The organism is Chryseobacterium daecheongense (assembly GCF_003729955.1).
GTDB lineage: Bacteria > Bacteroidota > Bacteroidia > Flavobacteriales > Weeksellaceae > Chryseobacterium > Chryseobacterium daecheongense.
The window spans coordinates 1,638,793-1,659,361 of sequence record NZ_RJTX01000001.1 but is presented as its reverse complement, the minus strand read 5'-3'; the positions used below and the strand labels follow the sequence as shown (position 1 = coordinate 1,659,361).

The 20,569-nt window shown below is 35.2% G+C and carries 22 protein-coding genes and 1 tRNA gene; 10 read left to right on the top strand and 13 right to left on the bottom strand.

Translation table 11 applies throughout. The annotated features are described in order from the left end of the window. Positions 1 to 4 precede the first annotated feature (4 nt). The gene (ccoN, locus tag EGI05_RS07775) at positions 5 to 2,284 is read right to left on the bottom strand and encodes a cytochrome-c oxidase, cbb3-type subunit I (RefSeq protein WP_123262450.1); all 2,280 of its coding nucleotides are present in this window, start codon (positions 2,282 to 2,284) and stop codon (positions 5 to 7) included. 181 nt (positions 2,285 to 2,465) lie between these two features. Here ccoN and EGI05_RS07770 point away from each other — a divergent pair, with 181 nt between their 5' ends. Together EGI05_RS07770 and EGI05_RS07765 are read left to right on the top strand one after the other, a co-directional pair. Beyond that, the gene (locus EGI05_RS07770) at positions 2,466 to 2,762 is read left to right on the top strand and encodes a helix-turn-helix domain-containing protein (protein ID WP_123262449.1); all 297 of its coding nucleotides are present in this window, start codon (positions 2,466 to 2,468) and stop codon (positions 2,760 to 2,762) included. 183 nt (positions 2,763 to 2,945) lie between these two features. After that, complete coding sequence (locus EGI05_RS07765) at positions 2,946 to 3,842, top strand: cell wall anchor protein (protein ID WP_134197329.1); 897 nt, start codon at positions 2,946 to 2,948, stop codon at positions 3,840 to 3,842. A gap of 69 nt (positions 3,843 to 3,911) precedes the next feature. On the opposite strand, the gene EGI05_RS07760 is transcribed toward EGI05_RS07765, so the two are convergent. Next, positions 3,912 to 3,982 (bottom strand) — tRNA-Gln (locus EGI05_RS07760). 102 nt (positions 3,983 to 4,084) lie between these two features. Between EGI05_RS07760 and EGI05_RS07755 the strand changes: the two genes are divergently transcribed. From EGI05_RS07755 to EGI05_RS07745, 3 genes are read left to right on the top strand one after another with little or no spacing between them, the layout of a single operon-like run. Further along, positions 4,085 to 5,095: an AMP-binding protein gene (locus EGI05_RS07755; RefSeq protein ID WP_123262447.1), complete on the top strand. Its 1,011-nt coding sequence runs from the start codon at positions 4,085 to 4,087 to the stop codon at positions 5,093 to 5,095. A 20-nt stretch (positions 5,096 to 5,115) separates the two neighbouring features. Beyond that, entirely contained in the window at positions 5,116 to 5,508 is a 393-nt protein-coding gene (gene arfB, locus EGI05_RS07750) for an alternative ribosome rescue aminoacyl-tRNA hydrolase ArfB (protein ID WP_123262446.1), read from the top strand. Between the two features lie 60 nt (positions 5,509 to 5,568). Continuing rightward, positions 5,569 to 6,543 carry a deoxyhypusine synthase family protein gene (locus EGI05_RS07745; protein WP_123262445.1) on the top strand — a complete coding sequence of 325 codons (975 nt, stop codon included), beginning with the start codon at positions 5,569 to 5,571 and terminating at the stop codon, positions 6,541 to 6,543. 87 nt (positions 6,544 to 6,630) lie between these two features. Here EGI05_RS07745 and EGI05_RS17955 read toward each other — a convergent pair whose 3' ends face one another. Then, the gene (locus EGI05_RS17955; protein ID WP_166668300.1) at positions 6,631 to 6,777 is read right to left on the bottom strand and encodes a hypothetical protein; all 147 of its coding nucleotides are present in this window, start codon (positions 6,775 to 6,777) and stop codon (positions 6,631 to 6,633) included. A 77-nt stretch (positions 6,778 to 6,854) separates the two neighbouring features. On the opposite strand from EGI05_RS17955, the gene EGI05_RS07740 reads away from it, so the two are divergent. Next, positions 6,855 to 7,151, top strand: coding sequence for an MGMT family protein (locus EGI05_RS07740; protein ID WP_123262444.1), 297 nt, complete (start codon positions 6,855 to 6,857; stop codon positions 7,149 to 7,151). Here the strand turns inward: EGI05_RS07740 and EGI05_RS07735 are convergent, their stop codons facing one another. Then, positions 7,152 to 7,526: a helix-turn-helix transcriptional regulator gene (locus EGI05_RS07735; protein WP_123262609.1), complete on the bottom strand. Its 375-nt coding sequence runs from the start codon at positions 7,524 to 7,526 to the stop codon at positions 7,152 to 7,154. It abuts the gene before it with no gap. Positions 7,527 to 7,665: 139 nt separating this feature from the next. On the opposite strand from EGI05_RS07735, the gene EGI05_RS07730 reads away from it, so the two are divergent. The 3 genes from EGI05_RS07730 to EGI05_RS07720 are packed head-to-tail and all read left to right on the top strand — an operon-like array spanning position 7,666 to position 9,091. Continuing rightward, entirely contained in the window at positions 7,666 to 7,962 is a 297-nt protein-coding gene (locus EGI05_RS07730) for a hypothetical protein (protein ID WP_123262443.1), read from the top strand. A 55-nt stretch (positions 7,963 to 8,017) separates the two neighbouring features. Next, a complete protein-coding gene (locus EGI05_RS07725; RefSeq protein WP_134197331.1) occupies positions 8,018 to 8,338 on the top strand; it encodes a hypothetical protein in 321 nt (106 codons plus the stop codon). Between the two features lie 45 nt (positions 8,339 to 8,383). Continuing rightward, positions 8,384 to 9,091, top strand: coding sequence for a GLPGLI family protein (locus EGI05_RS07720; RefSeq protein WP_123262441.1), 708 nt, complete (start codon positions 8,384 to 8,386; stop codon positions 9,089 to 9,091). Positions 9,092 to 9,154: 63 nt separating this feature from the next. Here EGI05_RS07720 and htpG read toward each other — a convergent pair whose 3' ends face one another. The 6 genes from htpG to EGI05_RS07690 form a co-directional block, all read right to left on the bottom strand. Then, complete coding sequence (htpG, locus tag EGI05_RS07715; protein ID WP_123262440.1) at positions 9,155 to 11,044, bottom strand: molecular chaperone HtpG; 1,890 nt, start codon at positions 11,042 to 11,044, stop codon at positions 9,155 to 9,157. Between the two features lie 87 nt (positions 11,045 to 11,131). Next, positions 11,132 to 11,692 (bottom strand): hypothetical protein, encoded by a 561-nt coding sequence (locus EGI05_RS07710; protein ID WP_228428565.1) that lies wholly within the window; start codon positions 11,690 to 11,692, stop codon positions 11,132 to 11,134. A 131-nt stretch (positions 11,693 to 11,823) separates the two neighbouring features. After that, on the bottom strand, positions 11,824 to 12,678 hold the full coding sequence (locus tag EGI05_RS07705; RefSeq protein WP_123262438.1) for a helix-turn-helix domain-containing protein: 855 nt from the start codon (positions 12,676 to 12,678) through the stop codon (positions 11,824 to 11,826). Between the two features lie 156 nt (positions 12,679 to 12,834). Next, entirely contained in the window at positions 12,835 to 13,836 is a 1,002-nt protein-coding gene (recA, locus tag EGI05_RS07700) for a recombinase RecA (protein WP_123262437.1), read from the bottom strand. Between the two features lie 191 nt (positions 13,837 to 14,027). Beyond that, on the bottom strand, positions 14,028 to 15,224 hold the full coding sequence (locus EGI05_RS07695; protein ID WP_228428564.1) for an oxygenase MpaB family protein: 1,197 nt from the start codon (positions 15,222 to 15,224) through the stop codon (positions 14,028 to 14,030). Positions 15,225 to 15,281: 57 nt separating this feature from the next. Continuing rightward, positions 15,282 to 16,058: a response regulator transcription factor gene (locus tag EGI05_RS07690; RefSeq protein ID WP_123262436.1), complete on the bottom strand. Its 777-nt coding sequence runs from the start codon at positions 16,056 to 16,058 to the stop codon at positions 15,282 to 15,284. 566 nt (positions 16,059 to 16,624) lie between these two features. Here EGI05_RS07690 and EGI05_RS07685 point away from each other — a divergent pair. After that, complete coding sequence (locus tag EGI05_RS07685) at positions 16,625 to 17,473, top strand: hypothetical protein (protein ID WP_123262435.1); 849 nt, start codon at positions 16,625 to 16,627, stop codon at positions 17,471 to 17,473. 90 nt (positions 17,474 to 17,563) lie between these two features. On the opposite strand, the gene gap is transcribed toward EGI05_RS07685, so the two are convergent. From gap to EGI05_RS07670, 3 genes are all read right to left on the bottom strand, one after another. Next, positions 17,564 to 18,568: a type I glyceraldehyde-3-phosphate dehydrogenase gene (gene gap, locus EGI05_RS07680; protein WP_121460071.1), complete on the bottom strand. Its 1,005-nt coding sequence runs from the start codon at positions 18,566 to 18,568 to the stop codon at positions 17,564 to 17,566. A gap of 28 nt (positions 18,569 to 18,596) precedes the next feature. Then, positions 18,597 to 19,583: a 6-phosphofructokinase gene (gene pfkA, locus EGI05_RS07675; RefSeq protein ID WP_123262434.1), complete on the bottom strand. Its 987-nt coding sequence runs from the start codon at positions 19,581 to 19,583 to the stop codon at positions 18,597 to 18,599. A gap of 83 nt (positions 19,584 to 19,666) precedes the next feature. Next, positions 19,667 to 20,542: a DUF4846 domain-containing protein gene (locus EGI05_RS07670; protein WP_123262433.1), complete on the bottom strand. Its 876-nt coding sequence runs from the start codon at positions 20,540 to 20,542 to the stop codon at positions 19,667 to 19,669. Positions 20,543 to 20,569: the final 27 nt, after the last annotated feature.

The window sequence follows — 20,569 nt, the reverse complement described above, 5'->3', positions numbered from 1 at the left end:
TTAGTTATTCCGCACTGGCTGTTTTGATATCTGTGGTCTTAATATCTGTTCCCAATCTTTGCAGATAGGCAATCATCGCTATAATTTCTCTTTGTTCAAGCGGTACGAATGTGCCTCCTTTTGTTATTTTGTCTTTTTCTATTTGATCTTTTACATCAACAGCTTCCGAATAAATTCTTTTTACAATGGCTTTGGATTGATTATCGGCCCATTGATTGGCGGAATCTATCTGTGCTTTTGTATATGGCACATCAAATGCATTCTTCATGAGCTTCATTTTATTCACCATTTCAGAACGGTCCAGTTTGTTGGTAATCAGCCATGGGAAGCGGGGCATAATAGAACCTGCGGAAGTGATTCTTGGATTATACATGTGCTTAAAGTGCCATGAATCCGGATTTCTTCCTCCTTCTCTGTGCAAATCAGGGCCTGTTCTTTTTGATCCCCATAAGAATGGTCTGTCATACACGAACTCTCCGGCTTTTGAATACTGTCCGTTCTTTCCTTCAAATCTTACGACTTCATCACGGAAAGGCCTTATCATTTGGGAGTGGCAGGAGTTACAGCCCTCACGGATGTATAAATCTCTTCCTTCCAGTTCTAAGGGGGTGTACGGTTTTACAGCAGTAATCTGTGGAAGATTGCTTTTGACGGTAAGAGTAGGAACAATTTCTATGATTCCTCCAATAGCAATGGTTATAAATGCTAATATGGAAAGTAGTTTAGGTGTTCTTTCAATCCATAAATGGATACCTTCGCCTTCTCTTCTCTGGCTTCCGATATTGGCCAATGCGGGAGCCTCTGCGGGGACTTCTCTCTGGAATGACCCTGATTTAATGGTTTTATAAGCGTTGATCACCATTAAAATCGCTCCTGAAATATAGAAAAGACCACCTAAGAATCTCATTTTAAAGTAAGGAATAATAGCGGTTACCGTATCTAACCAGTTTTTCCATACTAATGTTCCATCCGGGTTGAACTGTTTCCACATTAACCCCTGAGTGAACCCTGAAATATACATTGGTACTGCATAGAAAATAATTCCTAATGTTCCTAACCAGAAATGCCAGTTAGCTAATTTTACAGACCAAAGTTTAGTTCTCCACATTACCGGAATAAGGTAATATACAATTCCGAAGGCCATGAATCCGTTCCATCCCAAAGCACCAATATGAACGTGCCCGATAACCCAATCGGTATAATGCCCGATTTTATTTAAAGATTTAGTAGCTAAAAGCGGTCCTTCAAATGTTGCCATACCATAACAGGTTACTGCAACCACGAAGAATTTAAGAATAGGATTTTCTCTCACTTTATCCCAAGCTCCTCTTAATGTAAGAAGACCATTTAGCATTCCTCCCCAAGACGGTGCAATAAGCATGATGGAGAAACCTGTTCCCAATGCTTGAGCCCATGCCGGAAGGGCTGTATACTGAAGGTGGTGAGGACCAGCCCATAGGTAAACGAATATCAATGACCAGAAGTGAATAATGGATAACTTATAAGAGAAAACCGGTCTGTCAGCAGCTTTTGGTAAGAAATAATACATCAAACCAAGAACTGGTGTCGTTAATACAAATGCTACTGCATTGTGACCATACCACCATTGTACAAGGGCATCCTTCACTCCTGCATACGCTGAGTATGATTTCCATCCAGTGAATGATAATGGAACCTCTAGGTTGTTAAAGATGTGAAGCATTGCTACCGCGATCCAGGTACCGATAAAGAACCAGATTGCTACGTAAAGGTGTCTCACTCTTCTTTTGGCAATCGTTCCGAACATATTGATCCCGAAGATGATCCATGAGAACGCGATCAAAATATCAATTGGCCATTCATGTTCTGCATATTCTTTAGAGGTATTGATTCCCATTAAGAAGGTAATCACAACAGCGATGATCATGATCTGCCATGTCCAGAAATGGATCCATGATAAAGTATCACTGTACATTCTTGTTTTTAATAACCTTTGTAAGCTGTAATAGGCTCCGCAGAAGAATGAATTACACACAAAAGCAAAGATCACGGCACTGGTGTGAAGCATTCTGATTCTTCCGAATCCCATAGCACCCTGTGTATTGATCAATCCCTGGATATTGCCACTTCTTAAGCTTTTAATGGTTGTATCATCCGTTCCGAATAAAAATTCCGGAAGTTCAGGGTAGAAGAGCATTAATGCAGCAGTCAAACCCAGAAGAAACCCTACAAGTCCAAATATAACGGTGGCATACAAGAATGCTCTGACAATGGTATTGTCATAATTAAATTTTTGCGTCTCCATAATTAACGTATTGTCCAGAGGTGATATTTATCCTTTATAGCCTGGCTTTTTTAAGCTCAATTGTCATAGAGAAATAAATATCATATAAGTGTATAATGTTATGCCAAAGGTATTTATTAACTTTGTTAGAGGCTAGTAGCTCATCTTCTAAACTATACCGAAAACTACTAAAACAGACGCAATGAAAATATGTGGTCAAAACATCAGAAAAATCCGAAGAAGTAAAGATCTTACCCAGGAGTATATGGCTTTCGAGATGGGAATTTCCCAGAAAGCTTATTCGGATATTGAAAATTCCAAAGTGAAGATCAATCTCGAAATACTCACAAAGATTTCAGACATTCTGGAAATAAAACCTTCAGATATTTGTAGCATTTCCCATAAGTGTTCCACAGATGATTATGAAGATAAGTATCGTGATTTGATTAACTATATGAAGGAGAATAATATCATGATTCCGGATGAGTATTTAAAATAATAGAAGTTCTTTTTTTATTGTGTGTAGAAATTTTACAAATAGTGTCTTTGCTTTGACAGAAATCTTGTTTTGTTAATTATTTTTATTAATGTATAATGCTTAAAATAAGCTATTTGTAATTTGAACTGCATGTTTTTATTCAGGGTGAATAAAAAAATGTATTTTTACAAAAAATTCACAATTATGAGAATAAAATTATTGTCGTTAGCCTTATTAACGACGTCATTCGCTTATGCACAATCATGGAATCTTACAGGTAATACAGGGATAGACTCTTCCACTAATTTTATAGGAACAACCGATGCAAAAGATTTTGTTATTAAAACAAATAGTATTGAGAGAATTCGAATTAATCCTTCCGGTAATATCGGAATAGGAATTGCTCCCAGTCCAAACAGGGCATTGAATTTTTTCGGCAATACAGAATTTGTAACAGATGTAACTAGCCGCGATAGTTATCATTTCTTTAATAATGCACAAAACATTAATGGAGGAATGGATTTGATGTGGCTTAAGTACGATAAGTATCAATCCAATGATATTGGTATTTTAACCCTATCCACCCCTCTGTCTTCTGGCGATTGGGCGAAACCCGTATTTTCAGTAAGAAACAGCGGAAAAGTTTTTATTGGCATTGCTTGGGATAATTATGCACTTTCAGGATGTAGTGATTGTAATTCCTACAGGCTATTTGTAAGGGATGGTATAAAAGCGGAAAAAGTAAAGGTAGATATTGCTTCTGCAAATGGTTGGGCAGATTATGTATTTAAAAAGCATTATAAGCTCAATACTTTAGATGAGGTAGAAAAGTATATTACAGAGAACGGTCATCTTCCTAATATTCCATCTGCTGAGGAAGTTGTAAAAAATGGAATCAATTTGGGCGAAATGGATGCAAAGCTTTTGGAAAAGATTGAAGAACTTACTTTGTACTCTATTGGGCAGAACAAGCAGTTAAAGTCTCAGCAAGAACAGATTGAACGGCTTCAGCAAGAAAATAAAACGCTGAAATCTCAATCCGAAAAGATTGAAAAATTAGAGCAGCAAGTTCTACAATTATTAAAAAATAAAGACTTATAAAAAAATAGTATTATTTATAATATGTAACGAGTAATAATAAAAAAACCATCCTAAAATTAGGATGGTTTGTAGACCCACAGGGATTCGAACCCCAGATGACTGAACCAAAATCAGTAGTGTTACCGCTACACCATGGGTCTTTGTTTCTGTTTCAGTGGTGCAAATTTACAGCTTTTTTCTTTTCTTACAAGAACTTTTTGCAATTTTTTTTAAATTTACTCCACTTTTTATGCACTGTCATTATGCTTATAGATTTTAATAATCTCAAAATTAATAATTTAGACTTTGAGACGGATTTTGAAAAAAAAATCAATTTTTTTTTAGAAGAATGGTTTTCGGATTCCCGGACAGTGAAAGTTCAGACTTCCGGATCCACAGGGACTCCAAAAGTTTTTGAGATTGAAAAAAATAGAATGATACATTCTGCAAAGATGACCTGCAATTTCCTGGGATTACAAGAAGGAGATACGGCATTCCTCTGTTTACCGGTAGAGTATATTTCAGGGAAAATGATGATTGTTCGTTCTTTGGAAAGAAAATTAAAGCTGATGATTTCTGAACCATCACTTAAACCTCTTGAAAAATTGCATTCTGAAACAGATTTTTGTGCCCTGACTCCATTACAGGTGGAGAATTCATTAGATAAAATACATCTGATTAAAAATCTTATCATTGGAGGAGCGGCAGTATCGGAAAGCCTTAAAAAAAGAATTTCAGGGTTTACAACTCATATTTATGAAACGTACGGAATGTCTGAAACGCTTTCCCATATTGCCTTAAAGCCAATTACTCCACAACCGGAAGAGTATTTTACGGTTTTTGAAGATGTTTCAATTTCAACGGATGAAAGAGGCTGTCTAAAAATTTTTGCGCCTGATCTCAATGTGGAAGTTCTTCAGACTAATGATTTAGTTGAAATTAAAAATGAAAGGCAATTCAGATTTCTGGGTAGGGTGGATAATGTAATCAATTCCGGAGGGGCGAAGATTTTTCCTGAACAATTGGAAGCTTTGGTTAAAAAAGAAATTCCGAATGAAGCTGTTTTTTTAGGTGTTAAAGATGAGAGTTTGGGTCAAAAGTTGATATTGATTATAGAAGGAGAAGAATCTGAGGACTTAATTAAAAAGGTTTTAGAAACTCAATTCGAGAAAAATTTTCACAAACCTAAGGAAATTATTTTCGTAAGAGAAATTCCGAGAACACCCAATGGGAAAGTAAACAGGAGAGAATTGCTTGACCTTATCACTCCATAAAATTTTTTGAATTCATACTCATGAAAGATTTTACAAAAGAACTTAGCTATAAAACTTCCCGCAGTAGTGGAGCAGGAGGACAGAACGTGAATAAAGTGGAAACTTCTGTTACGGTGCTTTGGAATGTTGCTGAATCTGAATTTTTTAATGATGATGAAAAGGTTTTAATTCAAAGCAAACTAAAAAACAGGATCAATGCTGAAGGTTTTCTGTTCTTAACGGTTTCAGAAAGCAGAACTCAATTAATGAACAAGAATAAAGCGACTGAAAAAATCCTTGAAATAGTAAATAAGTCTTTGATTATACCCAAGAAAAGAATTGCCACCAAACCATCAAAGGCTCAAAAACAAAAAAGGCTTGATACCAAAAAGAAATTATCTGATAAAAAAGAGAACCGGCGGTTCAAATTTTAAATTTATGCGGTGTAGCTGTACATTCCGTTTTTAAGTTTTATCTTTGCAAAAATCAAAATAATGAACAAACCGATTACTGAATTCATAGAAAAATACTATCTGCACTTTAATGCAGCGGCATTGGTAGATGCTTCCAAAGGATATGTGGCGCATCTTAAGGATGGAGGAAAAATGATGATTACTTTGGCCGGAGCAATGTCAACCGCAGAGTTGGGGAAAATCCTTGCTGAAATGATTCGTCAGGGAAAAGTAGATTTCATCTCTTGTACAGGGGCTAATCTTGAAGAAGATTTAATGAACCTTGTTGCGCATTCTCATTATGAAAGAGTTCCTCATTACAGAGATCTTACTCCTCAGGAAGAATGGGATTTGTTGGAAAGAGGTCTGAATAGGGTAACGGATACTTGTATTCCTGAAGAGGAAGCCTTCAGAAGATTGCAGAAACATATCGTGGAAATCTGGAAAGATGCAGAAGCTAAAGGAGAAAGATATTTCCCGCATGAATATATGTATAAAATGATTCTTTCCGGCGTTTTGGAGCAGTATTATGAAATTCCTAGAGAAAACTCATGGATGATTGCAGCAGCAGAGAAAAACCTTCCGATAGTAGTTCCGGGTTGGGAAGATTCCACTATGGGGAATATTTTTGCCTCTTACTGCATTAAAGGAGAATTAAAAGCTTCTACGATGAAATCAGGGATTGAATATATGACTTATCTTGCTGATTGGTATACTAAAAATTGTGATGGGAAAGGTGTTGGTTTCTTCCAGATTGGTGGAGGTATTGCAGGGGATTTCCCAATTTGTGTGGTGCCGATGTTGTATCAGGATATGGAAATGCATGATATTCCTTTCTGGTCTTATTTCTGTCAGATTTCAGATTCTACAACTTCTTACGGATCATATTCCGGAGCGGTTCCAAACGAAAAAATCACTTGGGGTAAATTGGATATCACAACACCGAAATATATCGTTGAAAGTGATGCTACTATTTGCGCTCCATTGATGTTCTCTTATATTTTGGAGAACTCTTAACACAAGATAATCTTTAATAATTATATAGAACGCTTCAATTATTTTGAAGCGTTTTTATTTTTTCTTATTAGAGTTAAATGTCTGATTTTAATCGAGAGAGTTAATAAGAACGAAATAGCGATAAGCTAAAATTCCTTTTTGAAGTTTAGTGAGCTTGTTGGGATCCTTGTTGCTTAATTTTGGTAAAATAGCCTTATTGATTCTATTCAGCAACCGGAAAAAAGATTTTTTCATAACTTTATATTTTGGTGCTTCTTTTTGAGTCCAAAAATGATGCAAAACATAAGTCTTATTAAAACAATTTCAGGAGTATGGATGAAATTTTCAAACAACAAGTGTATGAAGTAGCCAGGCTTATCCCTAAAGGGCGTGTTTCCACCTATGGGGCTATTGCGAAAGCAGTAGGGTATCCCAATCATTCCCGTCATGTTGGAAAAGCAATGGGAGGGTGCCCGAAAGATGTTCCTGCTCATCGCGTGATTTCAAGTTCAGGAACATTGTCTGTACCGGAATTTCAACCTAAGCTGGAAGCAGAAGGTATTATTATTGAGAATTTTCGAATTAAAAATTTTAAGAAATTGTTCTGGGATCCTTTAGAAGAACTTTAACTATTTTTTGTTTTTATTTTTTAATTCTTCTTTTAGTTTTTCATTCTCTTCCTTTAAAAGAGAAATATAATCCTGAAGGTTCTGGATGACGGACGCAGAAAAATTATTGAATTGAGTCATAATAGATGAAGCAGCATTGTCATTAAACACAGGATGATCATTATTGATAATTACCTTTGCGTCATCTTCTTCATAAATTTCTTCTACGGAAACATCTAAAAAACGAGCAATTTTATCCCATTCATCTTTTATAATTTTTACGTCTCCGTTTTCTTTTCTACTATAATTGGATACATCAGTAGCAATTACATCCGCAATCTGTTGCTGTGTATATCCTTTTTTCTTTCTCAGTAAACGTAATTTTTCTTTTTGCATGGTGCTTTTTTTTAAACCCACATAAAAGTACAATTTGTACAAATATTGTACAAGAAAATTGCAAAAAATATGCAAAATAGATTCTCGTTTTGGTGATTTATGTTTAATAAGTTTGTCTTGAAAACAAACAAATTTTTAAATGATGAAAAAATTAGTAGTATTGGCAGCTCTTGGAGTTGCTGGATTCGTAAGTGCGTCCACGCCTATTGAAAAATCTCAAAATTCTATCCGCCAAGACAATTCCATCCGCAATCCCGCCGACATTATTGTGACTTATGGATTTGGAGCCGTAGACACAAGTTACGGAACTTGTTTTGTACCCGGAACGTATTGGGTAGACACCAGTACAGGAACAACATTATTTTTTCCGGCAAGTTTAGCCACCCAAAGCACCTATGTGATAAATTGTACAGGAGAGGGTAGTTATTTGGCTTAATTTTTACGTTTTTATTTTTATATTTAGATAAAATATTAATTGATAAATGCTTCGTATGAAATTTATATTCACTGTCGTTTTTCTTTTTACTATTCTATATAGTTGTAATAAAAAATTGTCACAACCTATTGTTGATTACCCCACCGATTATGAGGTGAATCGGCGTAATCTTAATCAGGCAGCTGCTTTTGAAAAATTCAATCAACAGACTGTTTTTTTAGTCAATAATAAAGAATATAGTTATGAAAAATTTAAAGAGCTGATGCAAAAAGATAAAATAGAAGTGAAGAAAATTACCAAAGACAGTACAGAGATAAAACAATTGAATTATCCATATAAAAAAATAAAAACAATAATTATTGCAACAAAAAAATAATGTTTGAGGCTGTTTACAGCCTCTTTTTTATCAATAATAATTGTTATGAAAAAACTTTTTGTACTAGTATTGCTTTCCAGCTATGGGACATTTTTATGTCAAAAAAATATTTTTACATCCACTATCCAAATCGTTTATGGTCTGGATTTCAAATCGGATTCCACGCAAGCTAAAAAGAATAATGAAATTGTCTGTCTTTATATTGGTGACAATCAATCTGTTTTTCAAGATGAAAAAAGATATAAGGTGGATTCGATTATAGCAAGCCAGAAATATACACAATTGCCTTCAAAACCTATGTTCAGGGTAAATCATGTTATATTCAAAGACTTTAAAAAATCAGAGATAATTTTTAGTGAAATGATTGATAAGGTTGTTTTCGGATATAAGGAACCCTTAAATCAAATGAAGTGGAAGTTAGGTACTGAGAAAAAGAATATTCTGACTTATGAATGTTATAAAGCAGAAACCACATTTCGTGGTAGACAATATACTGCATGGTATACCAAGACTATTCCTATATCGGATGGTCCTTATAAATTTGCCGGATTACCGGGATTGATTCTTGAAGTGTATGATGATAAAGATCATTTTCATTATAAGCTTTTACAAATTATTAATAAGCCTAAAAAGATTGTATACAATTCAGATATTCATTTTACGGACAGGAAAAAATTATTGGAATCCAAGATGAGTAATATTCAGAGGAATTCCAAAGTTGAGATTAAATTTAATCCGATGGAGAGGGAATAGTTTTAGGATTTGGTTTTGATAAGTATCGGCGGAGCCTTTGGCTCCGCCGATACTATTTCAATATTATTTACTTACCTGCTGATAACTTCTTTGAATAAAATCTGTCAGTTCCTTTCCTTTTAGTAAATTCTGGGAAAGTTTGGCAAGATCCAAAGCGTATTTAATAAGATCATTTTTTTCTTCAGCATTTTCAGCCTTCAAAATCCTGTTGGCAAATTCACTGTTGGAATTCACTACAAGATTATACATTTCAGGGAAACCTCCCATTCCGAACATTCCGTCACCGCCTGTTGCCTGCATGTCTTTCATTCTTCGCATGAATTCCGGTTGGGTAATGGTGAATGGAGCGTCATTGCTGTCCAGATCTTCAAGCTGAACAGTGAATTTCGCGTCTTTGATCGCTTCTTCCACATTCTTTTTTAAAGATTCCTTTTCAGTGTCATTTAATTTGGAAATAACAGGTTCATCTTTCTTGATCAGATTATTGATGTGATCTGCATCTACTCTTACAAAAGAAACTTTCTCCTTGGAAGCTTCCAGCTTCTGAATAACATGTGGAACGATTGGCGAGTCCAGAAGAAGAACCTCATACCCTTTATCCTGCGCAGATTGAATATAGCTGTGCTGTTCATCTGCATTCGAAGCATACAGAACAATTAAATTACCGTCTTTATCCGTTTGAGAAGACTTAATTTTGTCTGTCAATTCATTCCATAAGAAATATTTGCTGTCTACCGTTGGATATAAAGTGAATTTGTCAGCTTTTTCTGCAAATTTCTCCTCAGTTACCAATCCGTATTCGATAACTACCTTAATGTCATTCCATTTTTTCTCGTAATCTTCACGATTTTCGTTGATTAATGAAGACATTTTATCGGCCACTTTTTTGGTGATGTAAGAAGAGATTTTCTTCACGGCTCCATCTGCCTGAAGATAAGAACGGGATACATTCAGCGGAATATCCGGAGAATCTATTACCCCGCGAAGAAGCATTAAGAAATCAGGAACAATTCCTTTCACTTCGTCAGTAACAAATACCTGGTTTTGGTACAGCTGAATCTTATCTTTTTCAATATTTAAATTGTTGCTTATTTTAGGGAAAAATAGAATTCCTGTTAAATTGAACGGATAATCAACGTTTAAGTGAATGTTGAATAAAGGCTCTTCAAACTGCATTGGATACAGCTCATGATAGAACTTCATGTAATCCTCGTTGGTTAGTTCACTAGGAACAATTGTCCATGCAGGAGTAGGATTATTGATGATGTTATCTACTTCTTCCGTTTCGGCTACTGCATCCTCTGGAGCATCTTCTGGCAAAGGCAATGTGTGAGTTCTTGTTCCGAATTTGATAGGAACCGGCATGAATTTATTGTACTTCAATAACAATTCACGGATTTTCCCTTCTTCCAAGAATTCCGTTGAATCTTCTGCAATGTGAAGGATGATTTCTGTTCCTCTTTCTGCTTTTTCTGTTTCTTCAAGCGTGAATTCCGGGCTTCCGTCACAAATCCAGCGAACTGCAGGTTCACCTTTATACGATTTCGTTATAATTTCAACTTTATCCGCAACCATGAATGCGGAATAGAATCCAAGCCCGAAATGACCAATGATTCCAGCATCTTTTGCAGTGTCCTTATATTTTTCCAAAAACTCTTCAGCTCCGGAAAAAGCAACCTGATTGATGTATTTTTCCACCTCTTCACCCGTCATCCCGATTCCTTGGTCGATAATATGAAGTGTTTTTTGCTCTTTGTTGATTTTAACTTCAATCTTGGGATTTCCATATTCAACATGAGCTTCACCGATACTTGTAAGATGCTTTAATTTCAAAGTAGCATCGGTAGCGTTAGAGATAAGCTCTCTTAAGAATATTTCGTGATCACTGTAAAGAAACTTTTTAATTAGCGGAAAGATATTTTCCACGGATACATTAATATTTCCTTTAGTCATAATAATTGAGTTTTGATTTTTTAAATCCTTCTCAAAAAAAATACCATGCAGAAGAAAGTGACAGAATGGCACTAACCACAAAAAGATTTAACTCATTCTGTTAATTTTTCTTTGCGTTCTGAATTGAATAAAACAACCAATAACGAAAAGTACAAAAAGGCCCAGAAGTGTTTGACCGATGATCGCATCTGTTGGTCCTTTTGCCAAAGGATGTCCAATCGGAACGCGGGTAAAGGTTTCGTTAACAGTAGGAACAAGGGATAAGAAAAAACTAAAGGAAAGAAAAAAGTTCTCAAAAAAGCGAGCCCTGTTATTGCCTTTTTTCTTGCTATGAAGTAAATAAGCCACTACTATTAAAACAACAATGAAAAGAGCAAAAATATGCCCCGGATTAAAACCTCCGTGTTTTGATAACCCCAAAGCGGTGAGCGAAGTAATAAGCGTTAAATAAAAATAAATTTTGCCTGTGATCAGGCTTAAATCAATTTTCCCATTTTTAACAAAACCCACAACTGCAGCTATAATAGCAATAATACCTATAACAGTATGAAAAATTCCTAAATATGATAGTCCCATAATTTTTGTTTTTTTTGAATATTTAATTACTGTTGCAAAATTGCAATACAAAAAGAAGGGAAGCTTTGTCAATTAGCTCAATTATATGTTTATTTAGTTCAAAAGATCATATATAACTCTTACATGAAATTCCTGCTATACTTAAAATAGCAATTGATATTGAGATCAAAAAAAAAAGGAAGAAGATTTGAGCTTAGGTTCATTTATTGATCCTTCTTCAGCCTTGAACGGTAATTTGTAGGTGTAGTTTTGTATTTATCGTGAAAGCTTTTAGTAAAATTGGTCAGATCGTTGAATCCACAATCAAAAGCAATATCGGTAATACGTTCATCAGAAATCAGAAGTAATTCGGCGGCTCTTTCCAGCCTTTTGGTTTTAATATAACTGGCTGGAGAGTCATTATATATTTTTTTGAATTCTCTCTTAAACGAAGAAAGGCTTAAATTGGTTTTTTGGGCCAGTTCATCAATGCTGATCTGCGAAAATAAATTGGCTTCTATAATTTGTCTGAATGTATAAGATGTTGGTGAAAACAGCTGGGATAATATGACCTGTATGGTTTCAGCTTCTTGTGTTTGTGATAATAGGAGAATGATTTCCTTGAGTTTTAGAATCAAAATCTCATCATTGATCAAAGACGGATTTTCCAAATAAAAAAGAAGACTTTCAATATATTTTTGAATCAAAAAATCATTGTTTATTTCTTTACTCCATTGATTGCTTATTGTATTGCTTTGCTGGAAGATCAAAGGAAGCTCTCTTTCGTAAATTTTCTTTAACAGATCCGGATGGAAGGTGACGATTACAATTTGGCCATTGTTGTTATGAGTTGAATGGTGTATCTGTTTTCCAGAGTTGATGCAGTTTAATAATAATGAATGCCTTGTTGGAATATTAATCTGACTATCATTGGACTGATACTGCATCTCGCCTTCCAATACATATAAAAAACAGGCTTGTTCTGCAACAGGAAATGTAAATTCAAAGGGTGGTTCTAAATCTACTTTCTGAATGAGCGTTTTTCCAAACAGATCAATTTTTTTATATTCAGTAACCATATGTCTTAATGCATTTTCAATATTGAATAATAAACAATTCTTATTCGTCAGGTCAGATATGTAAAGTAATCAAAATTTCAAAAACTATACAACAGGCAAATCATCTGAAAGCCCATAAAAAAACCGGCCTGAATTTCAGACCGGTTTTTTTATGAATTATTTGTTTTTCAACACTTCTTTGATTTTGTTTTCCAGCTCTTCCGCAAGTTCCGGATTGTCTTTTAAAACATCTTTTACTGCATCACGGCCTTGTCCCAACTTAGTATCTTCATAGCTGAACCAAGAACCGCTTTTCTTTACAATTCCTAATTCCACTGCCTGATCAAGGATTTCTCCTGTTTTGGAAACACCTTCACCATACATAATATCAAATTCTGCCTGTTTGAAAGGTGGAGCCACTTTGTTCTTCACGATTTTCACTTTCACACGGCTTCCGATTGCTTCATCTCCCTGTTTAATCGGTGCACTGGCTTTTCTGATGTCTACTCTTACAGAAGCATAGAATTTCAAGGCGTTACCACCGGTTGTTGTTTCAGGATTTCCGAACATTACCCCGATTTTCTCTCTCAACTGGTTGATGAAAATCACCGTACATTTTGTTCTTGAAATTGTAGCGGTCAGCTTTCTTAATGCCTGTGACATCAATCTTGCATGAAGACCCATCTTGGAATCTCCCATTTCTCCTTCAATTTCCGCTTTTGGAGTAAGTGCTGCTACTGAGTCGATAACAACAATGTCAATCGCTCCTGAACGGATCAGGTTATCGGCAATTTCTAAAGCCTGTTCCCCATTATCCGGCTGAGAAATGATTAAATTTTCCAAATCAATTCCCAGTTTTGCCGCATACGTTCTGTCGAAAGCATGTTCAGCATCAATAAATGCTGCAATTCCGCCTGCTTTTTGAGCTTCGGCAATAGCGTGAAGCGTTAAAGTGGTTTTACCTGAAGATTCAGGTCCGTAAATTTCAATGATTCTTCCTCTAGGATACCCTCCAACTCCCAATGCAATATCTAGTCCTAAAGATCCGGAAGGAATTACTTCAATAGTATTGTCTACGGAATTATCTCCCAAAGTCATTACAGTTCCCTTTCCGTACGTTTTATCTAGTTTGTCAAGCACCAATGCAAGTGCTTTTTTCTTATCTTCAATATTACTCATCTGTATTAAAATAATTTCTCAAAAATACATAATTTAAACATCAAAAGCTAATATTATTTGCCTTGAAAAAAGGTTTTTATAGTTAAAAATTGATAAATTTTTATAACGGATATCGTTCATAACGAAGCGGATGTGGAATAAAGAATCGATTGAAAATTAAAGATTCTTCTTATGTCAGAATAGATAAGGTTTTAATGAAAATTAGAGCCTTTTGTTATTTCTAAATAATCTTTTAAAACCTTTAAATGTCTTTTGTTTCCGGCTTTGATCTGTGCTTCCCGACTTACAACGGTAGTATATAATTTATTGAAAAATCTTTTGGCTTTCGGAAAACCATTTTTATTGGAAACATTGGGGATCTCCAACCTTTTACACACTTCATCATCCAATAAGAACCATGTACAGCAAATATGCAGATAGCGCAGATTTTTCCTTTGAAATTTAAATTTTAAAATCGGGTTTTCCAATGATTCATTCAATAACGAATGAGCAAGCAACACAGAATCCTTGTCAGAAGGTGGCTGAACTGATGTCCATAAATAGAAATATTCTGTAGCTTGCTTTTTATCATCCGGTAATAGACGTTCCGGAACTCCCAATAAATACCCGATGTATTTCCATAAATGAAAAATTCCCTGCTCTTCTTCCGCCGAAAAAGTATTACCCAGTTTTTGCAGACTGTGAAGAAATACGAGGCTAAAACCGATGTAAGTTGCCATCATATCCCACGAATTGATAGGTTCACCCCAGTTTTCAGTATCCCAATTTGTATAATGTTTTTTAACGGAAAGCCTTGCGTAAGAATGAATAAGCCTGGTTTTTATCGCAAATTCATAGCCTTTGGCATGAACTTCCAGTGCATCATATCTTGTCGCATTCACCCAAAAATCCAATGTTTCCGAAAGACGTTTCACTGCTCCTTTTTTTAAAGCTTCCGTTACAATAAGAGGTTTGTTGAGGTAAGCATAATCGTAGCCACCGATCAGGCAATAATCTCTTAATGAGATCAATGCATCCAGACCGCTTCTCATACATAGTTCAGCACCACTTTTCAACAGATCCTTATCAAGCCACTCAGGAATTGATTGTGTTTGGAAGAAAAGCTTTTTTACACTTTCAGGGACATTATCATTTTCTGATACTCCATTTCGGATGTAATGCTCAATTTCCCTTGAAGCTTCATGGAATTTTTTGGTCAGATAAACCTCTTTTACCACCTCGTCGCCAATTTCATCCACATGATAATAATAAGACGCAAATTGTTCAAAATCTTTCAAACTCACTTCTGCCCCGGAGAATTCAATAAGCTGTTTCCCGTTTCCTCTTTCCCAGAAATTTTTAAAGTGAAGTGAATCTTTACATCGTGGCTGCAAAACTATTTTTTCCATGGAAGATAAAAATACAAGTTTTACACCGAAATTCTTCAATGAAATTTATCATCTGTTTTAGATCAGTCCCCATTCAAAAGCCTTTTTCAACAATTCCTTGCTGTTTCTGGAACTTGTTTTTTTCAGGATATTTTTCCGGTGGGTTCTGATTGTATGTTCCGAAAGAATGAGAATTTTAGATATTTCTTTTCCCGAATATCCTTTGGCGATAAATGACAAAATTTCTTTTTCTCTTTTAGTAAGCTCCATTAAAAGAGGATCAACAGATAAAGGTGAATTGATTTTTATCTGATGAAAATCATTCCTCGGACTAATTCCTGAAATCAGGACCGTGTAGGGATTTTGATGTGTAATATAATGGATGTTGGTATGAATGTTAATCGCCTGTATCAGCTTTTTATTTTCATCTTCCAAAGTATGAATCGCCTGATGATGGAAAAGCTCATAGTTTCCACTGGCTGTTTTCATTCTGAAACAATAGCTGGATTTCAGGAAAAGCTGATGCTGAATTCCGATTTCCATCATTTTTTCAACGGCTGTTTGTTCCGCCTTTATCACAAAGGGAATATCATCAGGATGAACAAGATCAATGACCTCATTCAGGGTTTCGGGATAATTTTTTAAGCCGTGAATTTTTAAAATACTTTCATGATGATGAGAAAGAGTACTATTGGTAAGATTTAAAACATAATAATAAAATTCACCCATAGAAAACATTTCACCAATTACCCTTTCGATAGGCGGCTTTTTTAATTTTTCTATTTCTACTTTGGCGACTCCGGGATAAGAATTCCAGATTTCACGCAGAGGATGTTCTTTGTCTTCATTTTTCATGGGTTTTAGTTTGAACTAAAATAGTTAAAGTTTTCTTAAAAAATACTACAAAAGGGTGATTTTTTTGCATTCATAAAATTGCAAAATTTGTATAAACTAATAACCGTGAGAACTCAACTCTAAAAACATCTTGCTTTAGAGTTAACCTTTCTGTGAAAATTGTATCAAATTCTAAAAATTTTACCTGCAAAAATGCAACTGTCCAGATAAATTAGTTTAGAATTTTCTTTATTAGCTGTTTGAAAATGATAAACTGGAAACCTCTCGAATTTGGGAGGTTTTATTTTGGCAGATAGTTTAAAAAATCAACTAATTTTCATTTCTTTCTTCATAGAATTTACAGCTGCCTTTCTTTAATGATTAGAAATCAATGATTTCATGTATTGTAAAGAAAAATCCAATATTTCTTTAAAAAATACTACAAATGGGTGATTTTCTCGAGTCCATAAAATCCCAAAATTTGTGTAACTAATAACCGTGAGAACTTGGCTTTAAGATGTTTACATCTTATGGTTATTGATTCTCCTATTTTCAAGTAAAAACTTTAACCATAAAACTAAAAAATCATGAAAACAAAAATCGTATTGCTGTTTCTGCTCGGATGGGTGGGAATGGCGTTTGGGCAGGAAAGAAAAAACATTACTGGAAAGTATTATATCACTAATGTTGATATTCCTGTTTATGAGATAAACTTTTTTGATGAGGGTACAACACAAAGTATACTTAATAAAAAACTGATTGCAACAAAAGAAACAAAATTTACTGTGATTGAAATATTAGATAATAATACGGCTAAAATAAAATTTTGGAAATATAAAAAACAAGGTGATTCAGATCAAAGTCAGCCAAAATCAGATGAAGAGGAACATCTGCTTCCTGATAAATATCAATTTATAGATTCTCTGACTTCTGTAAATAAATATTTTGCTATTAAGATTAAAGATTTAGATGAAAAGACACAAGAATACTTTGGAGCAAGTAGAAGTTTCACGTATGGAATTACTCTTATTCCTTTTAAATTAAGATTTGGAGGAAATAACAAATCTTTTCAATATGGGGAAGGATTTTCTCTAGGATTAAACGCTGGAATGGAATTTAATCTAAGAAGTAGAAAGCAACAAGCGATAAGTATTTTGGTTGGTATAGCGGGTTCAACAGTCAGTGTGGACAGTGAATCAACTAATAATTATATAGAAGAAGACAAAGTCACAACCTCAGGTGCTTTTACTCCTTCTGTTGGGGTTGTTTATGCATATGAAAGGTTTCAAGTTGGAGCATTTGTTGGATGGGATATAATTGGAGGTGAATTAGGAGACAACTGGATCTATAATAAAAAAGCTTGGCTTGGCCTTGGGCTTGGCTTCACAATTTTTCAGAAAAACAAAACAGAAAGTACGGGTAATCAGGAGCAATGACAGATATGAATTAAACCGGAAATTATTTTCTATATAATAAAAAAACCTTCCGATCGGAAGGTTTTTTTATTACGTATTGCTTATTTTTTATTATAAAGAAGCAGCGTGTACAAGCATATCCACTAACTTGTTAGAATATCCCATTTCGTTGTCATACCAAGAAACAAGTTTTACGAAGTTAGGAGAAAGCATGATACCAGCATCTTTGTCGAAGATAGAAGTTCTCTTATCTCCTACGAAGTCCTGAGAAACTACAGCATCTTCAGTATATCCTAAGATACCTTTCAATTCACCTTCAGAAGCAGCTTTGATTGCAGCACAGATCTCATCGTAAGAAGTAGCTTTTTCTAATCTTACAGTAAGGTCAACTACAGAAACATCTACTGTTGGAACTCTGAAAGACATCCCTGTTAATTTTCCGTTTAATGAAGGAATTACTTTTCCTACCGCTTTAGCAGCACCTGTAGAAGAAGGGATAATGTTGTTCAAAGCAGCTCTACCACCTCTCCAGTCTTTTACTGAAGGCCCGTCAACAGTTTTCTGAGTAGCTGTTGTAGCGTGAACCGTTGTCATCAAACCTTCAACGATTCCGAAGTTATCGTGAATTACTTTAGCTAATGGAGCTAAACAGTTGGTTGTACAAGAAGCGTTGGATAAGATTTTGATATCATCTGTAAGTTCTTTGTGGTTTACACCCATTACGAACATTGGAGTATCATCTTTAGAAGGAGCAGAAAGGATTACTTTTTTTGCACCGGCATTCAAGTGAGCAGAAGCACTTTCTTTATCTAAGAATAAACCTGTAGATTCTACCACGTAATCAGCACCTACTTCATTCCACTTTAGGTTGTTCGGGTCTCTCTCTGCAGTTACTCTGATTCTTTTACCGTTTACCACAAGATCATTTCCTTCTACGGAAACTTCACCCGGGAAAATACCGTGTACAGAATCGTACTTTAGCATATAAGCCATGTATTCCGCATTGATAAGGTCATTGATTCCTACTACTTCAATGTTATCTCTTTCAGTCATTGCTCTGAAAACAAGACGTCCGATTCTACCAAACCCGTTAATACCTACTTTGATTGTTGACATAATAGTTGTTTTTGATTATAAAAATAAGTTAGATTGCTAATATTTCTGAAATCAGTAAAAGATCTTTATTGATTTCGTTATGTTTTTTAATGGCTTCTTCAATTGGTGTATATACCAGATCATTGGAACGCATTCCTGCCATTACGTTGGTTCTTCCTTCCATTAATCCTACTACGGCCCCATACCCAAGTCTGCTCGCCAATACCCTGTCGGCACAGCTTGGAGAACCCCCTCTTTGAATATGTCCTAAAATCGTTACACGGATATCATAATCCGGGAACTCTTCTTTGGTTTCCTTCGCAAGATCATAAATGTTTCCTAATTTTTCACCTTCCGCTACCACTACAATGCTTGAGGCTTTTCCTGTTTTCTCTGCCTTTCTGAAGTTGGCAAAGAGATCAGACATGCTGTCTTTTTTCTCAGGAATCAAAATATCTAAAGCACCTGTTGCCAATCCACTGTTTAGGGCAATAAAGCCGGCATCACGTCCCATTACTTCCACAAAGAAAACCCTGTTATGAGAAGTAGCCGTATCACGGATTTTATCGATGGCTTCCATAGCAGTATTTAAGGCCGTATCATACCCAATGGTATTATCCGTACCGAAAATATCATTATCAATAGTTCCCGGAACACCAATTACTCTGATTCCGAATTCTTCGTTGAAGATCTTAGCTCCCGTAAAGGTTCCGTCTCCACCAATACAAACCAAAGCATCAATACCGTGCTTCACACAATTGTCATAAGCTTTTTGACGGCCTTCTTTGGTTTTAAACTCCAGGGATCTGGCAGATTTCAGAATAGTTCCGCCTTGGTTGATTATATTTTTTACGGAACGAGGCCCCATTTTCAGGAAGTCATCGTGGATCAATCCATTGTACCCTTCTCGTACACCGTAACATTCAATATGATAGTAATTTGCGGTTCTCACCACCGCTCTTAAGGCTGCATTCATACCCGGAGAATCTCCTCCTGACGTAAGAACTGCAATTTTTTTTACAGCACTCTCTTTCATCTAGTAAAAAATTTCGAACACAAATTTACAAAAACTAGTTCAGACTACAGTAGTAACTTGATAATAGTTTTGAATATCAATTATTAAAAGCTTCTAAAGTTGGTAGGCTTAAAAAGATAACGTGCAGTTTTGGTCTCGGAATCATGCACGTTCAGATCATACCAGGGCGAAATATTTTTATGAAAAGGATTGGAAATTACGTGAATAGATTGGGCAGGAGTAAAACCTTCTCCTAATAAAAATAACTTTTTACCTTCCTTGTTTTTGCATACTCCGGCAATGAAAACAACATGTCCAGGACTTCCCGGACTGATTAAAATATCCCCGGTTTTCAAGTTGGAGTTTTTTGTAACAGGCTTGGTTTCCTGATTCAGTGAAATGGTTCCTGCATAATTAAAAATCAGATCCAGATAATTCCTGAAGTTCTGATAAGAGTCATCAGCATCAGCAGTTTTTCTAAAAGTTACAGAATTACCATTTACAAATGCTCGTACTCCATGTTTGTAATCATTCCAGCTCACAAGATCTCCGCTTGTAAAGTGGAATTTGATTTCATCAAATCTTTTCGTTTTATACAAATATTCAGCTCTTAAACGGATCACTGCATCTGCACATTGCTGCAAGTCTTTATCTCCTGTATCAATATCAAAAACAGCCTCATGAAGATGTTGAGTAGAAATCGGATTTCCATCATATTTCAGAATCGGACTTTCGTAAGGTTTCAACTTGAAATTTTCAATAAAATATCCAAAAGAATCTGGTCTTTCTTCCACCCAATCATAGCCTTTAGGGGTGGTGAACCGTTCTTTAATAGTATTTTTATCTTGGTTGATGTTGATATTGTTTTTAACTGTCAGATGTTCATATTTATCTGGCTCTGGCAAGAGCCTGTCACCAATTTTTTCCTTACTGCAACCGAGAATTGTTATTAAGGTCAATAGAAGTAAGAGTAATTTCATTAATGTTTTATTTACCACAAATATCAC